The 16278-nt window shown below is 59.1% G+C and carries 14 protein-coding genes; 6 read left to right on the top strand and 8 right to left on the bottom strand.

What is annotated here, in order from left to right:
• The 3 genes from deoD to VWZ81_RS13815 all read right to left on the bottom strand — a co-directional run bounded on the left by deoD (window position 1) and on the right by VWZ81_RS13815 (window position 3133).
• Window positions 1-705, bottom strand: coding sequence for a purine-nucleoside phosphorylase (deoD, locus tag VWZ81_RS13825; RefSeq protein WP_340544319.1), 705 nt, complete (start codon window positions 703-705; stop codon window positions 1-3).
• A 23-nt stretch (window positions 706-728) separates the two neighbouring features.
• On the bottom strand, window positions 729-1046 hold the full coding sequence (locus VWZ81_RS13820) for an H-NS histone family protein (protein ID WP_340544320.1): 318 nt from the start codon (window positions 1044-1046) through the stop codon (window positions 729-731).
• A 119-nt stretch (window positions 1047-1165) separates the two neighbouring features.
• Window positions 1166-3133, bottom strand: a complete 1968-nt coding sequence (locus tag VWZ81_RS13815; RefSeq protein WP_416543351.1) for a protein meaA — start codon at window positions 3131-3133, stop codon at window positions 1166-1168.
• Window positions 3134-3312: 179 nt separating this feature from the next.
• On the opposite strand from VWZ81_RS13815, the gene VWZ81_RS13810 reads away from it, so the two are divergent.
• The 6 genes from VWZ81_RS13810 to VWZ81_RS13785 all read left to right on the top strand — a co-directional run bounded on the left by VWZ81_RS13810 (window position 3313) and on the right by VWZ81_RS13785 (window position 10332).
• Window positions 3313-4767 (top strand): 1-acyl-sn-glycerol-3-phosphate acyltransferase, encoded by a 1455-nt coding sequence (locus tag VWZ81_RS13810; protein ID WP_416543350.1) that lies wholly within the window; start codon window positions 3313-3315, stop codon window positions 4765-4767.
• Window positions 4768-4877: 110 nt separating this feature from the next.
• The gene (ccrA, locus tag VWZ81_RS13805) at window positions 4878-6158 is read left to right on the top strand and encodes a crotonyl-CoA carboxylase/reductase (protein ID WP_340544323.1); all 1281 of its coding nucleotides are present in this window, start codon (window positions 4878-4880) and stop codon (window positions 6156-6158) included.
• A gap of 315 nt (window positions 6159-6473) precedes the next feature.
• Window positions 6474-7193 carry a helix-turn-helix transcriptional regulator gene (locus VWZ81_RS13800; RefSeq protein WP_416543349.1) on the top strand — a complete coding sequence of 240 codons (720 nt, stop codon included), beginning with the start codon at window positions 6474-6476 and terminating at the stop codon, window positions 7191-7193.
• Between the two features lie 94 nt (window positions 7194-7287).
• A complete protein-coding gene (locus tag VWZ81_RS13795) occupies window positions 7288-7929 on the top strand; it encodes an acyl-homoserine-lactone synthase (RefSeq protein ID WP_416543348.1) in 642 nt (213 codons plus the stop codon).
• A 109-nt stretch (window positions 7930-8038) separates the two neighbouring features.
• On the top strand, window positions 8039-9577 hold the full coding sequence (locus VWZ81_RS13790) for an ATP-dependent DNA helicase (RefSeq protein ID WP_340544328.1): 1539 nt from the start codon (window positions 8039-8041) through the stop codon (window positions 9575-9577).
• On the top strand, window positions 9574-10332 hold the full coding sequence (locus VWZ81_RS13785; RefSeq protein ID WP_416540707.1) for an SDR family oxidoreductase: 759 nt from the start codon (window positions 9574-9576) through the stop codon (window positions 10330-10332). The genes VWZ81_RS13790 and VWZ81_RS13785 overlap by 4 nt, the downstream gene beginning before the upstream one ends.
• Window positions 10333-10449: 117 nt before the next feature.
• On the opposite strand, the gene VWZ81_RS13780 is transcribed toward VWZ81_RS13785, so the two are convergent.
• From VWZ81_RS13780 to VWZ81_RS13760, 5 genes are all read right to left on the bottom strand, one after another.
• Window positions 10450-11217, bottom strand: coding sequence for a TIGR02186 family protein (locus VWZ81_RS13780; RefSeq protein WP_340546273.1), 768 nt, complete (start codon window positions 11215-11217; stop codon window positions 10450-10452).
• A gap of 112 nt (window positions 11218-11329) precedes the next feature.
• Window positions 11330-12253 (bottom strand): sulfite exporter TauE/SafE family protein, encoded by a 924-nt coding sequence (locus VWZ81_RS13775; RefSeq protein ID WP_340544330.1) that lies wholly within the window; start codon window positions 12251-12253, stop codon window positions 11330-11332.
• A gap of 239 nt (window positions 12254-12492) precedes the next feature.
• A complete protein-coding gene (locus VWZ81_RS13770; RefSeq protein WP_340544331.1) occupies window positions 12493-13458 on the bottom strand; it encodes an ABC transporter permease in 966 nt (321 codons plus the stop codon).
• Window positions 13458-14552, bottom strand: a complete 1095-nt coding sequence (locus tag VWZ81_RS13765; RefSeq protein ID WP_340544332.1) for an ABC transporter permease — start codon at window positions 14550-14552, stop codon at window positions 13458-13460. Before VWZ81_RS13765 ends, VWZ81_RS13770 begins: the two co-directional genes overlap by 1 nt.
• Window positions 14553-16082, bottom strand: coding sequence for an ABC transporter ATP-binding protein (locus VWZ81_RS13760; RefSeq protein ID WP_340544333.1), 1530 nt, complete (start codon window positions 16080-16082; stop codon window positions 14553-14555). It abuts the gene before it with no gap.
• Window positions 16083-16278 lie beyond the last annotated feature (196 nt).

The following is a 16278-nucleotide window of genomic DNA, read 5'->3' as shown; positions in this document are numbered from 1 at the left end:
TCAGGCAAAGGCCGCTTCGAGAGCGATTTCCACCATGTCGCCGAAACTCCGCTCACGCTGATCGGACGGCAGCGCCTCGCCTGTCCCGAGGTGATCGGATACCGTCAGCACCGCCAGCGCGCGGCGTCCGTAGCGGGCCGCCAGGGTATAAAGCTCGGCTGCCTCCATCTCGACGCCCAGAATACCATGACGCACCATCTGCTCGTTCAGGTCCGGTCGCTCGTCATAGAAAACATCGGATGAGTAGATGCCACCGATATGCGGCGTGAGCTTATGCGCCTCTGCGGCCTTCGCGGCAGCCTGAAGCAGGGACCAGTCGGCACAGGGGGCGAAATTGACCTCTTTGAAAATCCCACGCGAAGGGGAGCTGACAGTGGTTGCCGTCATGGCGAGGATCACGTCACGGATTTTCACCTTGTCCTGCATTCCGCCACAGGACCCAATGCGGATCAAGGTTTTGGCGTCGTAGTCACGGATCAGCTCATTCACATAAATAGACAGGGAAGGCATGCCCATTCCGCTGCCTTGAATGGTGACCGGATGCCCATTCCAGGTGCCGGTGAAGCCCAGCATTCCGCGCACTTCATTCACGAGGCGGGCATCTTTCAAAAATGTTTCGGCGGCCCATTTCGCGCGATAGGGATCGCCGGGCAGCAATACCGTTTCGGCAATCTCGCCCTTGGCGGCTCCGATATGAACAGTCATACTTTGTCCTCAACTTCTGGAAATCAGATTTCCAGATCGGAAATATCAACGCCCGATGTCAGCGCTGCATGGACCCAATGAGGTTTGCGACCGCGACCGGTCCAGGTTTCTTCCGGGTTCTGCGGGTTGCGGTATTTCGGAGCTGCCTTGGTTTTCTTGGCAGTGCCCCGGTTGTTGCCTGCAATCTCGTCAAGCGAGAAACCATATTTTGCGGCAGCTTCTTCGGCGGCTTTCAATGCTTCGATGCGCTCGCGCTGCTCGGCTTCTTTCAGTGCCTTTTCGACATTCGCCTGCAATTCCAAAAGCTCTTTTCGTGACATCGTTGTGAGGTCAACGGCCATTTTCTTCTCCATAAATGAATGCGCATCGTGATGCTACGAGGCGCATTCATTTATGACCCTATTCCCAAGGTGATTTCACCAAGAAAATTGTGTCGATTAAATTGATTTGCGAAAATCCGCTAATGTGAAGTCGTTTGCGGTTGTTTTGCAAGTTCAACAATATCACCCATGATTGCGTTGAGTTCGAAATCCTTGGGGGTATAAACACGGGCCACACCCATCTTTTTAAGGCGGGCAGCGTCGTCGTCGGGAATGATTCCACCAACGACAACCGGAATATGCGACAGGCCCGCATCATTCATCCGACCCATCAGCTCCTCAATCAGGGGCAGATGGCTGCCGGAGAGGATGGACATGCCCACCACATGTGCATCGTCCGCCAGTGCCGATGCTACCAGTTCTTCGGGTGTCATGCGGATCCCATCGTAGGTGATATCCATACCGCAGTCGCGTGCGCGAAAGGCGATTTGTTCGGCGCCGTTGGAGTGGCCGTCTAGGCCGGGCTTGCCGACGAGGAATTTCAGGCGGCGTCCCAGTTGGTCGCTTACGGCATTGACCTTTTCGCGCAGCTCATCCAGCCCCTCTGTCTTGTTGGAGGCGGACCCGGACACGCCGGTCGGGCCGCGATATGTGCCGTAGACCTTGCGCATTTCCTCGGCCCATTCGCCAGTGGTGACGCCGACCTTGGCGGCGGCAATCGACGGCTCCATAACATTGGCGCCGCTTTGCGCCGCGGCGCGCAGGGCCGCCAGCGCCTGTTCTACAGCCGCCGCATCGCGTTCGCCGCGCCACGTGTTCAGCCGCGCAATTTGCTCCTGCTCCACCGCCGGGTCGACCACCATGATGCCGCCGTCTTCGGTCTGCAGCGGCGAGGGCTCGCCTTCGGTCCACTTGTTGACGCCGACCACCACTGTCTCGTTCTTTTCGATCCGGTTCAGGCGCTCGGCATTGGAGTCAACGAGGCGGCCCTTCATGTATTCGATCGAGGCCACTGCGCCGCCCATGGATTCCAGGTTGGCGAGCTCGGCGCGGGCGCCTTCCTTCAGCTCTTCCACCTTGGCGTCGACTGCCGGGTTGCCATCGAACAGGTCGCCGTATTCCAGCAGGTCGGTTTCATAGGCCAGGATCTGCTGCATCCGCATCGACCACTGCTGATCCCAGGGGCGAGGCAGGCCAAGCGCTTCGTTCCAGGCGGGCAGCTGCACCGCGCGGGCGCGGGCCTTCTTGGACAGCGTCACTGCCAGCATCTCGATCAGGATGCGGTAGACGTTGTTCTCCGGCTGCTGTTCGGTCAGCCCCAGCGAGTTCACCTGCACGCCATAGCGGAAGCGGCGGAACTTGGGGTCCTCGACGCCATAGCGGTCGCGGCAGATCTCGTCCCAAAGATCGACAAAGGCGCGCATCTTGCACATCTCGGTCACGAACCGGATGCCCGCGTTCACGAAGAAGGAGATGCGTCCGACCATGGCCGGGAAATCCTCCGGCGCGATGCGCGGTTTCAGCTCGTCCAGCACCGCCTGCGCGGTCGCCAGGGCAAAGGCCAGCTCCTGCTCCGGTGTCGCGCCGGCCTCCTGCAGGTGATAAGAACACACGTTCATGGGGTTCCACTTGGGCACGTTAGTGTAGCAGTACTCCGCCACATCCGCGATCATCTTGAGGCTGGGCTTGGGCGGGCAGACATAGGTGCCGCGGCTCAGATATTCCTTGATCAGGTCGTTCTGAACCGTGCCCTGCAGCTTGGACACATCCGCGCCCTGTTCCTCTGCCACCGCTATATAGAGCGCCAGCAGCCAGGGAGCCGTGGCGTTGATGGTCATCGAGGTGTTCATCTGCTCCAGCGGGATCTCATTGAACAGGGTCCGCATGTCGCCCAGATGGCAAACCGGCACGCCGACTTTGCCCACTTCGCCGCGGGCCAGCACGTGGTCGCTGTCATAGCCAGTCTGGGTCGGCAGGTCGAAGGCGACCGAGAGGCCGGTCTGCCCCTTGGCCAGGTTGGCGCGGTACAGCGCGTTGGATGCCGATGCCGTGGAATGGCCGGCATAGGTGCGGATCAGCCAGGGGCGGTCTTTTTGCATCTGCGGCATGTCGGGCCTCGCGAGTCAGTGTTGCGGTAATTTTATTTCGTCAAGCTGATGTAGACTGCAATTTTAAACCCATGTCAATTCGCTGCGTTGCGGCATTTCATGCCAGCTGCTAAATATGGGGCCTCTGCAGATCCGGCAAAGTGCTTGTAATGACAGCAAGCATGGGGAAGGGTCTCAGGATGACGCAGACCGTGGAACTCCCGCTTTGGCTTTTTGTGCTTATCGTGCTGTTTGCCGCGATCACCTTTGCCTCGCATTTCCTGTTTCCGTCGGTGCGGTGGTTCTTCCGTCGTCGTTTGGAGCGGGCTGTGGCGCGGTTGAACCGCCGCCTGGAACGACCAATTCAACCGTTCAAACTGGCACGCCGTTACGACATGATACAGCGGCTGATCTATGACCCGCAGGTGGCCCAGGCGATTGCAGACCATGCACGTGCGCAGGGCATTCCCGAAAACGTCGCCTTCGAGGAGGCCCGGCGTTATGCCCGCGAGATCGTCCCGTCGTTTTCCGCAGTTGCCTATTTCAGCATCGCGATCCGTCTCGCACGGTTTTTGTCCAATGCGATCTATCGTGTTCGCCTCGGTCATCTGGATGAAGCTGCAGTGAAGGCAATAGACCCTGAGGCGACGGTGGTTTTTGTCATGAATCATCGCTCGAACATGGATTATGTCCTGATCACCTATCTGGTGGCGGACCGGTCGGCCTTGTCCTATGCGGTGGGTGAATGGGCGCGGGTATGGCCGTTGTCGCGATTGATCCGGGCCATGGGTGCCTATTTTATCCGCCGTAAGTCACGCAATGACCTCTATCGTCGCGTTCTGGCGACCTATGTGAGGCTGGCGACGCAGGGCGGGGTGACCCAGGCGATTTTTCCCGAAGGCGGGTTGAGCCTAGATGGCGCTTTGGCACAGCCGAAGGTGGGGCTGCTGAAATACATCGTTGACGGTCAGGCGGAACAGGGCGAGGGCGGGCGTGATGTGGTGTTTGTGCCTGTTGCGCTGAACTACGACCGCGTGCTGGAAGACAAGATCCTGACATCGGCTGCGAAATCCGGTGATCGACGATTCCGCGCACGCATCCATGTGGTGGCGGTTCGTATGCTGCGTCAGCTGTGGCTATGGGCGACGAGGCGCTACCAGCGATCCGGCTATGCGGCAGTCAGTTTTGGGCGCCCTCTCAGCCTGCGCGACTTTGTTCTTTGCAGCGGGGGAGAGGACACGCCGACGAGTCTTGCGCAGGAGCTGATGGGTCGTATCGGCGAATGTGTTCCGGTATTGCCTGTGGCCTTGGTCGCCGCCACTGTGGAGTACCTCCCAAAGGGTCAACAGCCGCTCAGCCGTGCGGATATTGAAGCAGGGATGGACGCGCTGCTGTCGCGATTGCCCTATGCTTATATCCATACATCGCGCAACGACCGCGGTTCCGCCGCCGAGTTGGGGCTACGTCAACTGACGATGAGAGGCATCCTGCGACAGACAGCGGGCGGCTACGAGGTGGTGGCCGACCAACACGATCTGCTTGTCTACTACGCAAACTCAATCCGTCATCTGATCCCGGAGCCTGACACTGACGGGCCAAAAGAGGCTGGTATTGCTGCAGGTGCAAAGGATTATTCTGCATCCGCTGGGTCATAAAATTACCCAAATCAAATAAATGATGTTGCATTGTTGCTTGGCGGATCTTATTCCCTAGATAGCAGCTGCGATTCTGCATTGCGGCAAACAGCGGAAAAAAGGAGGCCAGCATGGCTTTGGACACGCAGAACGGCGCCCTCTCCTACGAGGCCCCTGAAAAAGAGCTTTATGAGATCGGTGAACTGCCGCCGATGGGCTATGTGCCACAGAAGATGTATGCTTGGACCATCCGCAAAGAGCGCCATGGCACCCCTGATACTGCGATGGTGCAGGAAGTGGTCGATGTGCCCGAACTGGACAGCCACGACGTGCTTGTGCTCGTGATGGCGGCGGGTGTGAACTATAACGGTGTGTGGGCGGCTCTCGGCACACCTATCAGCCCCTTTGATGGTCACGGTGCGCCGTTCCATATTGCCGGTTCCGACGCCTCGGGCATCGTTTGGGCCGTGGGCGACAAGGTTAAGCGCTGGAAAGTCGGCGACGAGGTGGTCATTCACTGCAATCAGGATGATGGCGACGACGAAGAATGCAACGGTGGCGATCCGATGTACTCTCCCAGCCAGCGCATCTGGGGGTATGAGACGCCCGACGGCTCCTTTGCGCAGTTCACCAATGTTCAGTCGCAGCAGCTTATGCCCCGCCCCAAGCACCTGACCTGGGAAGAAAGCGCCTGCTATACGCTGACCCTTGCGACCGCCTACCGGATGCTGTTCGGCCACGAGCCGCACGATCTGAAGCCGGGCCAGAACGTGCTGGTCTGGGGCGCTTCGGGCGGCCTCGGCTCCTACGCGATCCAGTTGATCAATACGGCTGGTGCAAATGCCATTGGCGTGATCTCGGACGAAAGCAAACGTGATTTTGTCATGGGGCTGGGCGCCAAGGGTGTGATCAACCGCAAAGACTTTGACTGCTGGGGTCAGTTGCCGACAGTGAACACGCCCGAATATGCCAATTGGTTCAAGGAAGCCCGTAAGTTCGGCAAGGCTATCTGGGACATCACCGGCAAAGGCGTGAATGTCGACATGGTGTTTGAACATCCGGGCGAAAGCACGTTCCCGGTTTCGACCTTTGTCTGTAAAAAAGGCGGCATGGTTGTGATCTGCGCAGGCACCACTGGCTATAACCTGACGTTCGATGTGCGTTACATGTGGATGCACCAGAAGCGTTTGCAGGGCTCGCACTTTGCGCATCTGAAGCAGGCCGCCGCTGCCAACAAGCTGATGGTCGAGCGCCGCCTAGACCCCTGCATGTCGGAGGTGTTCTCCTGGAACGATCTGCCGGAGGCGCATATGAAGATGCTCCGCAACGAGCACAAGCCGGGTAATATGTCTGTTCTGGTTCAGGCGCCCCGGACCGGTCTGCGCACACTGGAGGATGTTCTGGCAGGGTAAACACCCTCGAGAGACACATTATTTCACCCGTCAGTCGCTCCTGTGACTGGCGGGTTATTGTTTTGCTGGTGCGAACGTGGTTGTCGAACATTTGTGCGGAATGACCAGCGGTCATGCGCTGATGGTGAAGACATTTTGTGGCCGCGCCCTAGATAATCGCTTATGAAATAAAAACCTGATCATTATGCGGGCTTACCGTTGACGCTGCATCGATGATCGCGGCACAAAGGCCAGAGCTGCGGCAATTTGGATCTGCCGACAGCCAAATAGGTGCAGAGGTTCTGCGCTGAGACCAAGTGAGAATTCAGGCATTTCATGGCAACCAAAGTTAATCTTGATCTTATCCTTGAGGTTTTGGACGCCACGACAACGGTCGATGGTCTGCAAGAGATCATTGAGCGGGTCTGTGAGACCTTTGAGGTTGATCACGCCATGTATCACTGGGTCGACAGTGCTGGCGATCACTATCACTTTGGCACCTATTCGCGGGAATGGGTCGAGCGCTATCAGGAAAAAGCCTATGTGCGTGTCGATCCGGTCATTATCGGCTGCTATCAGCGGTTTCACCCGGTTGACTGGCGCCGCCTTGATTGGTCGTCCAAGCCTGCGCGCGAGTTTCTGCAGGACGCCCTTGCCCATGACGTAGGCAATCAGGGGTACTCAATCCCGATCCGTGGGCCAAACGGGCAATTCGCTTTGTTCACGGTCAGCCACAACTGCAACGATGAGACCTGGACGAAATTCACGGACAGACACAGCCGTGACCTGATCCTGATCGGGCATTACTTCAACCGCAAGGCGCTGGAATTTGAACCGGATCGCAGCCCGGAGCATGTCCAACCCCTGTCCCCACGTGAGATTGACGCGTTAACCTTGCTCGCGATGGGCTACAGCAGAGCCCAGGTGGCCAGGACGCTGACCATTTCGGAGCATACATTGCGGGTCTATATTGAGAGCGCGCGATTCAAACTGGGGGCGATCAACACCACGCATGCCATCGCACGGGCACTGAGTCTCGGGTTGATCATCATCTAAGACGTTGAAGCTGTTGATGTTCATTAACCCTATAGTTGAAAATATCTTCTGATCGTAATCTGGTCCCACTTTTCTATCTAAAGGGGACTAAGTTATGCTTCGTTACGTATATGCACACGACCTGTATAAGCACCGTGAGCTTGCCCATTCGATGTTCGTGGATCGCGCGGATCAGTTCAAGACGCGGCTGGGTTGGGAGGTCTCGGTAGATGCCTGCGGGGAAGAACGCGATGAATACGATGCGCTTGATCCGCTATATGTGATCTGGCAGCAGCCCGATGGCAGCCACGGTGGGTCAATGCGTTTTCTGCCCTCCACGGGTCCAATCATGGTAAATGATGTTTTTCCCGAGCTGACCGGCGGGGAGGCGATCCGCAGCCCTCTGATCTGGGAATGCACCCGGTTCTGCCTGTCCCGACATGTCAGCGGCAATGTGGCCGGGGCACTGACCCTGGCCGGGCTTGAGATAATGCGGAACTTCAATATCGCGCATTTTGCCGGGGTGTTTGATCGGCGGATGGTGCGGATCTACCGCTCTCTTGGGTTTAGCCCGGAAATTGTCGGCACCATGGGCGCGGGGCGGGACCGGATCTGCCTTGGCCTGTGGGACTATTCTACCGAGGCGTATCACCGGGTCGCGCAGAAGGCAGGCATTCAGCCGGAATTGTCGACACTCTGGTTCGACCGCTCCTTTGGCGGTGCAGGCGCGCCAGGAGCCGTTGCGCTGACGGGGTGAACAGGGTGTCGATGGGCATAGCGCTGAAGGAGGGCGAGCTGCGCTGAAACGATATGATGTGGGGCCGTCTGCTCTGGTGCAGCCGGCCCGGCGGCTGTAGTGTCGCCGAATGAGCGCAGCACCCATTAAATTCTCCGACGATCAGGCCGTCGCTTTTGATCGTGTCAGCAGTCTTCTTCGTGACGCAGGGGTCGATCTCGAAGACGATCTGCTTCACCCGCCCCGCGGTGACGGTGGCGCAATGGCGGTTATTGGCAAGGCCGGATCTGGTAAGACGCTGTTGTTGGCGGAGCTCTATAAGGCGTTGGAAAAGGCCGGTGTCGAGGTTGTTTCCGGCGACTATGAGAGCCGCAAGAAGAATGAGGACCGGCGCACACTCGCAATCCTCGCGCCCACAAACAAGGCCGCCAGCGTGCTGCGCCTTCGTGGTGTTCCCGCAACTACGATCCACCGGATCCTCTATACGCCTGTCTATGATCCGGAATATGAGCGGATAGCGGAATGGCTGGCGGGTAGTGGCGATGAACCCGAAATCGAGGGGTTAACCGAAGAAGCCCTGGCGCGGGCGAAGGCGTTTTATGAACGCAACAAGTCGATCCCTGGTGCGTTGGCTGCTGCCGGTCTGCGCGGATCTGACTTCATCACCGGTTGGAAACGGCGGGAGGAGCCGCTGGATATCGGCTTTATCGATGAAGCTTCGATGCTGGATGACCGCCAGTTCCAGGACCTTCAGGAAATTTTCCCGACATTATTGCTGTTTGGCGATCCCGCACAGCTCGCCCCGGTGAACCAATCCGGAGCCATGGTTTTTGAAACGCTGCCAGAAGAGCGCAAACTGATCCTCAACCGCATTCACCGCCAAGAGGCAGGCAATCCCATTCTGGACCTCGCTCATGCTCTGGCTGATCCGAACATCGGGTTTGAGGATTTTGAGCGCATGGTTGAGGACCTCTCTCGCCAGGATGATCGCGTCGTCTGGGGGCAACGGGTCGAGGTGGATCTGATGGCACGTTCTCCGGTTCTGGTCTGGCGCAACAACACCCGGATTCGGCTGATCAATGCGTTTCGTAACGTGCACGGTGCGCCGGAGGACAGTTTGCTGGCTGGCGAGCCGCTGATCTGCGACGGAATCGAATTGCCGATGAAACATCGCAAGAAAAGGCTGGATCTGGAAGCCCGCGGCCTGATCAAGGGGGCCCAGGTCATCTACCTCGGACCGGGTCGCAAGCCTGGATTCTCGCGCCTTCATGTCATGGGAGCCGAGGACCCGCAGGTCTCCGCGGCCTCTATCGTGAAGATCGAAAAACCGGATGAAGAAGAACCCTTCATTCCATTTGCTGCGCGTATGGGGGCGGCGTTTCTGCACGGGGCGGCCGTCACTATTCACAAGGCGCAGGGCTCGCAATGGCCCACGGCGCAGGTTTTTGCGCCTGATATCTATGCCGCGGCGCGCATGGGCCGGGTGGAGGCCGGGCAACCGCTCTGGAAGCGGCTTGCTTATGTGGCCATTACGCGGGCGCAGGAGCGCCTGATCTGGGTGGTGCGCAATCGTCTGGCAAAGCCGACAGGCCCTCTGCAGGTGGACGACCTGCGGGCCGCGCCGGTAGGCGCCCTGACCCTGGAACTGCAAGAGGACAGCCCACTATGACGATCCAAGCTCCAGATTCTAGACGCACGATCCTGATCACCGGAGCCAGCTCCGGTATCGGCCGTGCCGTGGCGGAGCTGTTTCTGGATGAAGGCTGGCAGGTGGGTCTGCTTGCCCGCCGCGCAGAGGCGCTGGAGGCCGTGGCGCAGGGGCGCGACACGGCTCATGTCGTGCCGGCGGATGTCACCGATGCCGAGGCTGTCGATCGTGCCGTGGAGACCTTTGCAAAGCGGGCCGGACGGTTAGATGTGTTGTTCAACAATGCAGGCATCTTTACCCCTTCCGGCACGATTGATGAGATTGCGCTGGAGGATTGGTTTGCAGCCGTCAATGTGAACTTGAACGGCATGTTCCTTTCGGCCCGAGCGGCCTTTCGCCAAATGCGCCAGCAGGCCCCGCAGGGCGGGCGGATCATCAATAACGGATCAATTGCGGCCCATGTTCCGCGCCCACATTCGGTACCCTATGCAGCGACCAAAGCCGCGATCACCGGGCTGACCCGTAGCCTGTCGCTGGATGGGCGCCCGTTTGATATTGCCTGCGGGCAAATTGATATCGGCAACGCACGCACGCCGATGGTTGCGGATTTGAGCGCCCGGCAGGCCGAGACTGATCCGGCAGCGGGCGCGATGGAGACCTTCGCCGTTGAGGATGCTGCACGGTCGGTGCTGCATATGGCAAATCTTCCGCCTGAGGCAAATGTTCAATTCATGACCGTGATGGCAACCAAGATGCCTTACATCGGGCGTGGATAGTCACTGCAGAGGTCTCCCGCCCGTTGTGAGACCAGCAAGCTGGCACCACGCCCGTTGGGCGTAGCGCCGCGCTGTGCGCGGCGGTCTGGGTCTGGGTCTGGATCTGGTTCGTGGTCGTCAGCTGTTGCGCAGCAGGCGGAAGGCGGCAGAGGCACCCCAACCTGCGGCAATTGCAATGGCCAGTGACATAAGGCCGTAGAGAAACGGCTGTTCGCGTGAAAGTGTGTAAAGAAACCGTTCCAGCCCGACTTTGCGCACGTCGATGCTGGTTTCGTACTGAGCGACAACCGATCCGCCTCGTGTGAGCAGGATGCGGGTCCGATAGGCCCCTTCGGTCAGGTCGGCGGGCATCTCGATCGCAGTGCGAAACAGCGTTTGCTGATCGACGGCGACAGTGTTCTCCCGCAGAGAATAGAGATTGTTCTCGGACCGGATGCGGATCACGGCTTCGGCGAATTTCTGTGCCCCGCGGATGTGCATTCCGGCACCGACCGAGCGGATGGCCCGCCCCACGGAGACTCGATACCGCAGGTCCTCAGTATCGCTCAGCACCTGAGAGAGCGGCGCGCTTGTCGCAACTGCGTAGAAGCTCGGTGCCGAGTCTACCAGCACGCTGTCGGTGTTGACCCAGATCCCAAGCTTTTTCTCCTTGCGGCGGACCATCACGGGCGAGGCCGGACCGGATACGGCGACGATCACCTGAAGAGGGTCGTCCTGCGGGATAGGGGCTTCCCGCTTCACGGCCCCAAAGACGAGGATTTCCGATCCATCGAAGTCGGCGGTGATGGCAACACGGTCTTGGCTCAGACCGAGCACGACTTCCTCGCGCGGGCCAGCGGGAGGGTCGCTATCTGCCGGATCGGTGGAGGTCTGAGCGGTGGCCATCGACCCGAGTGGCAGGACCAGGAGGAATGCAATCCAGAGCCGCGCGGAGCCGCGGGCCGGCTGGGATTGCGGCGCGCGGCGGAGGCGTTGCCTGATGACGCGATGGAGCATCTCAGTGCCCTCCATCGCTGCCGAGCGAGTAAAGCTCAGATGGCATCAGCAACAGGTCCAGCCCGAGTTTGACGCAGACAATAATTACCATCAGCGCCAACAGGATGCGGAGCTGTTCAGCCTTGAGATAGACGCCGATCCGGGTGCCGATCTGGGCACCGATCACCCCGCCGATCAGCAATAGAACCGCCAGAACAATATCCACGGTATAGTTCGTGGTCGCGTGCAGCATCGTGGTAAAGGCAGTGACCAGAATGATCTGAAACAGCGATGTGCCAACCACAACCTTGGTTGGCATCCCGAGGATGTAGATCATGGCTGGCACCATGATGAAGCCACCACCAACACCCATGATTGCCGCGAGGATGCCGACGACGACACCGACCAGCAAGGGAGGAATCACGGAGATATAGAGGCCGGATGTGCGGAACCGCATCTTGAAGGGCAGGGCATGGACCCAGCCACGCTGCCGACGCGGCGCGGGGGCGCCACCTGCGGAGGCTTTGGATTTGCGGATCGCATTCAGGCTTTCGATGAACATCAGCCCGCCGACAACGCCAAGAAAGACGACGTAACAGAGTTTTACCAGCAGATCGACCTGGCCCAATGCTTTGAGATAGTTGAAGACCACAACCCCAAGCGCCGCACCGAAAAGACCGCCCGCTTGAAGAACCAGGCCCATCTTGATGTCGACGGTTCGGCGCCTGAAATGAGCAAGCACACCGGAGAATGAGGAGGCCACGATCTGATTGGCTTCGGTGGCAACGGCCACTGCCGGCGGGATGCCGATGAAGAACAGGAGCGGTGTCATCAGGAAGCCGCCACCGACACCAAACATGCCGGACAGGATACCGACCATACCGCCAAGCCCCAGCAGCAGGAATGCGTTGACCGAGACTTCGGCGATGGGAAGATAAATCTGCATATCAGTGTTAGAGCGCAGCAATTGGCTAAAATCAACTGCCGATGCCGCTCCGCAGAAAACAGGACTGACGCTAGGGCAAAAACTGGACCTATGAAAGTTGGCCGGAACTCGCATCGGGAGAACTGGTTTCCGAAAAGTCTGACTCTGGCTGTGTCAAAACGGCAAACGCCCGGCCGGAGCCGGGCGCTTGCAGATGCCTTTGGTACAGCCCTGCGGGCTGTACCAAATTGATGGCTCTATCAGCGCTCCTTGACGTAGGGTTCTCCACCGGCTTTGGGCGGAACCGCCTTGCCGACGAAGCCTGCCAGGATCACCACAGTCAGGATGTAGGGCAGCGCGTCCATCATCTGCACTGGAATCACAAAGTTGCCGATTTCGATGTTCTGAAAACGCAGGGCCACCGCTTGAAGCAGGCCGAACAGAAGGCAGGCACCAAGCGCGTGCCAGGGGCGCCATTTCGCGAAAATCAGCGCTGCCAGGGCGATAAAGCCGCGACCGGCTGTCATGTCCTTTACGAACCCGGCCTGTAGCGCTGTTGCAAGATAGGCGCCGGCAATGCCGCAGAGCAGGCCACAGATCATTACCGCCGCATAGCGCAGACCGACCACGGACACGCCGGCGGTATCGACAGCTGCGGGGTTTTCCCCGACCGCGCGCAGGCGCAGGCCAAAGCGCGTACCAAAGAGGATCCAGGCGGTAGCAGGCACCGCGAGGAACGCCAGGTAGACCAGCACGGAGTGACCGGAAAGCAGCTCGCTATAGATCGGGCCCAACACTGGGACATCCGCCAGCGCATCTGCAAACGGCAGGCTGAGAGGTTCAAACCGGCCACCCGAGAACAGCGAGGGTGTGCGTCCGCCCTGCTGGAACCAGTCCTGCGCGATCAGTACGGTCATGCCTGCGGCCAGGAAGTTGATCGCCACACCGGAGATCAGCTGGTTGCCACGGAAGGTGATCGAGGCAAGCCCGTGCAGGCCGCTGAGAACCAGCGATGATGCGATACCGGCCAGGAGGCCGAGCCAGACATTGCCAGTGGTCGCAGCCACCGCCGCCGAGAAGAAAGCGGCCATCAGCATTTTGCCTTCAAGGCCGATATCGAAGATCCCCGCCCGTTCGGAGAACAGTCCAGCCAGACAGGCCAGCAGCAGCGGTGTTGCGAGGCGAACGGTGCTGTCGAGCACCTGGATCAGAGTCAGAAAATCCATCACGCTTTCCCCCGGCGCAGAGCAAGGAAGATCCGTTCAAGCGGTCCTCGTACCATATTGTCCAGCGCGCCTGTGAACAGGATCACCAGTGCCTGAATGACGACGATCAGTTCCCGCGGGATGCTGGTCCATAGCGCCAGCTCCGCGCCGCCCTGATAGAGGAACCCGAACAGGATCGCGGCCAGAAACACGCCAAAGGGATGGCTACGCCCCATGAGTGCCACGGCGATGCCGATGAAACCGGCGCCCTCGGTTGAGTTCAATACCAGGCGCTCGGCCTCGCCCATCACATTGTTGGTGGCCATCATGCCCGCCAGACCGCCAGAGATCAGCATCGCAATCATGGTGATCTTGACCGGCGAGATTCCGGCGTAAAGTGCGCCATATTCGGAGTTGCCATAGGCCCGGATCTCGTAGCCCAGTTTGGTACGCCAGATCAGCAACCAGACCGCAACGCAAGCAGCAAGCGCGACGAGGAAGCTCACATTGGCAGGTGCCGCCTTGGAAAACTCGATCCCGATAGGTGCGAGGAGCTCATGCAAGGACGGCAGGTGGACAGCTTCGGCAAAACGGGCTGTCGCCGGGTCCATCGAGCCTTCTGGACGCAGGAGATTGACCAGCACGTAGTTCAGAACGGCCGCCGCAATAAAGTTGAACATGATTGTGGTGATCACGATATGGCTGCCGCGCTTCGCCTGAAGATAGGCGGGGATCGCGGCCCAGGCCGCACCAAAAAGGGCAGCACCCAGGCTGGCAAAGATCAGTGCCAGCGACCAATGCGGCCAGGGAATATAAAGGCATACGAGGGCCACACCCAAACCACCGAGCATCGCCTGACCTTCACCACCGATGTTGAAAAGCCGGGCGTGGAAGGCCACGGAAACGGCCAGACCCGTGAACAGGAAGTTGGTGGCATAATAGAGCGTATAGCCCCAGCCATAAGTGGATCCAAGCGCGCCCGAAACCATCAGCTTCACGGCGGCAATCGGGTCTTCGCCAATGCCAAGAATCACCAAGGCAGACAGAATAGCGGCCAATACGAGGCTGATCAGCGGGATCAGTACGACATCGGCCCATTTAGGCATTTTATCCATTTACGCGGCCTCCCCCGCGACACCGGCCATCAACAGGCCCAGCTCTTTCTCATCGGTCTGATCGGCCGGGCGCTCGCCCATGATCATTCCGTCAAACATCACTGCAACACGGTCGGCGAGTGACAGGATTTCCTCCAGTTCAACCGAGACCAGCAGGATCGCCTTGCCCTGATCGCGCAATTCGACGATTTGCTTGTGAATAAACTCAATGGCGCCGATATCGACGCCCCGTGTCGGCTGCCCAATCAGCAACAGGTCAGGGTTGCGCTCGATTTCGCGGGCAACAACGATTTTCTGCTGATTGCCGCCGGAGAAATTCTTGGCCGCAAGCCAGGGGTCCGGGGGGCGTACGTCAAACTTGGCCATCTTGGCCTCGGTATCGGCGCGCAGTGCAGCATTGTTCATTAACAGGCCGCGTTGGTATTCGGGCGCGTGATGATAGCCGAACGCCACGTTTTCCCAAGCGTGGAAGTCCATGATCAGACCTTCGCGCTGACGGTCTTCGGGAACGTGGGCCACATGTGCTGCGCGACGGGCGCGGGCATCGGATCCGGCACCTGACAGGGGCAGCGGCGATCCATTGAGACGAATGGTGCCCTGACCTTCGCGCATGCCACCGAGCACCTCCATCAGTTCGGATTGACCGTTGCCGGCCACCCCGGCGATGCCAAGGATCTCTCCCGCACGCACGGTCAGGTCGATATTCTTAACCCGCGCAACGCCCGCCTCATCGACAACACTGAGGTTCTCGATCTCAAGGATCGGCTTGCCGGGAGTGGCGGGAACCTTGTCCACCCGCAGCAGCACCTTGCGTCCCACCATCAGTTCGGCCAGATGTTCGGGGCTGGTTTCAGCGGTTTTCACGGTCGCGGTCATCTGGCCGCGGCGCATCACCGACACCGTATCGGTATACTCCATGATTTCGCGCAGTTTGTGAGTGATCAGGATGATCGTTTTGCCCTCGGCGCGCAGCCTGTCCAGAATGCGGAACAGCTGGTCGGCCTCTGCCGGGGTCAGAACCCCTGTCGGCTCGTCCAGAATCAGAATATCGGCCTGGCGGTATAGCGCCTTCAGGATCTCGACACGCTGCTGCATGCCGACACCGATTTCGTCGATACGGGCATCGGGATCAACGTTCAGCTCATATTCTGCTGCCAGGTCTTTCAGCGAATTTCGGGCCTTGCTGAGAGAGGGCTTCAACAGTTTGCCATCTTCGGCTCCGAGGATGATGTTCTCCAGTACCGTGAAATTCTCAACCAGCTTGAAGTGCTGGAACACCATGCCGATCCCTGCCGAGATCGCCGCCTGGCTGTCGGGAATCTCGGTACGTTTCCCGTGAATCCAGACCTCACCCTTATCGGCTTTGTAAAAACCGTACAGGATACTCATCAGAGTTGATTTGCCTGCGCCATTCTCGCCGATGATCCCATGGATCGTGCCGGGGGAAACACGGATTGAGATATCCTTATTGGCCTGAACGGGGCCAAAGGCCTTGGAGATGCCTTTTAGTTCAATTGCTGGTGCCGTCATTCGGGCTCCCCTTATTCATCCTGGATCGGTTGGCACAGATCCACGCCGAAGCGAGCGGCGGTTAACATGTGCAATTTGGCCAACCTAGGAAAAACCAAACCCGGAGGCGGCAAAGGCGCAGCCTCCGGGCAATATGAAACCCCCGGTCACCACCATAATCATCAAGAGGATCACGGTGGGCCGGGGGGCAGTTCAG

It is taken from the genome of Phaeobacter sp. JH20_34 (genome assembly GCF_048056095.1).
GTDB classification, from domain to species: domain Bacteria; phylum Pseudomonadota; class Alphaproteobacteria; order Rhodobacterales; family Rhodobacteraceae; genus Phaeobacter; species Phaeobacter bryozoorum.
This window is presented reverse-complemented; position numbering and strand designations above follow the sequence as displayed.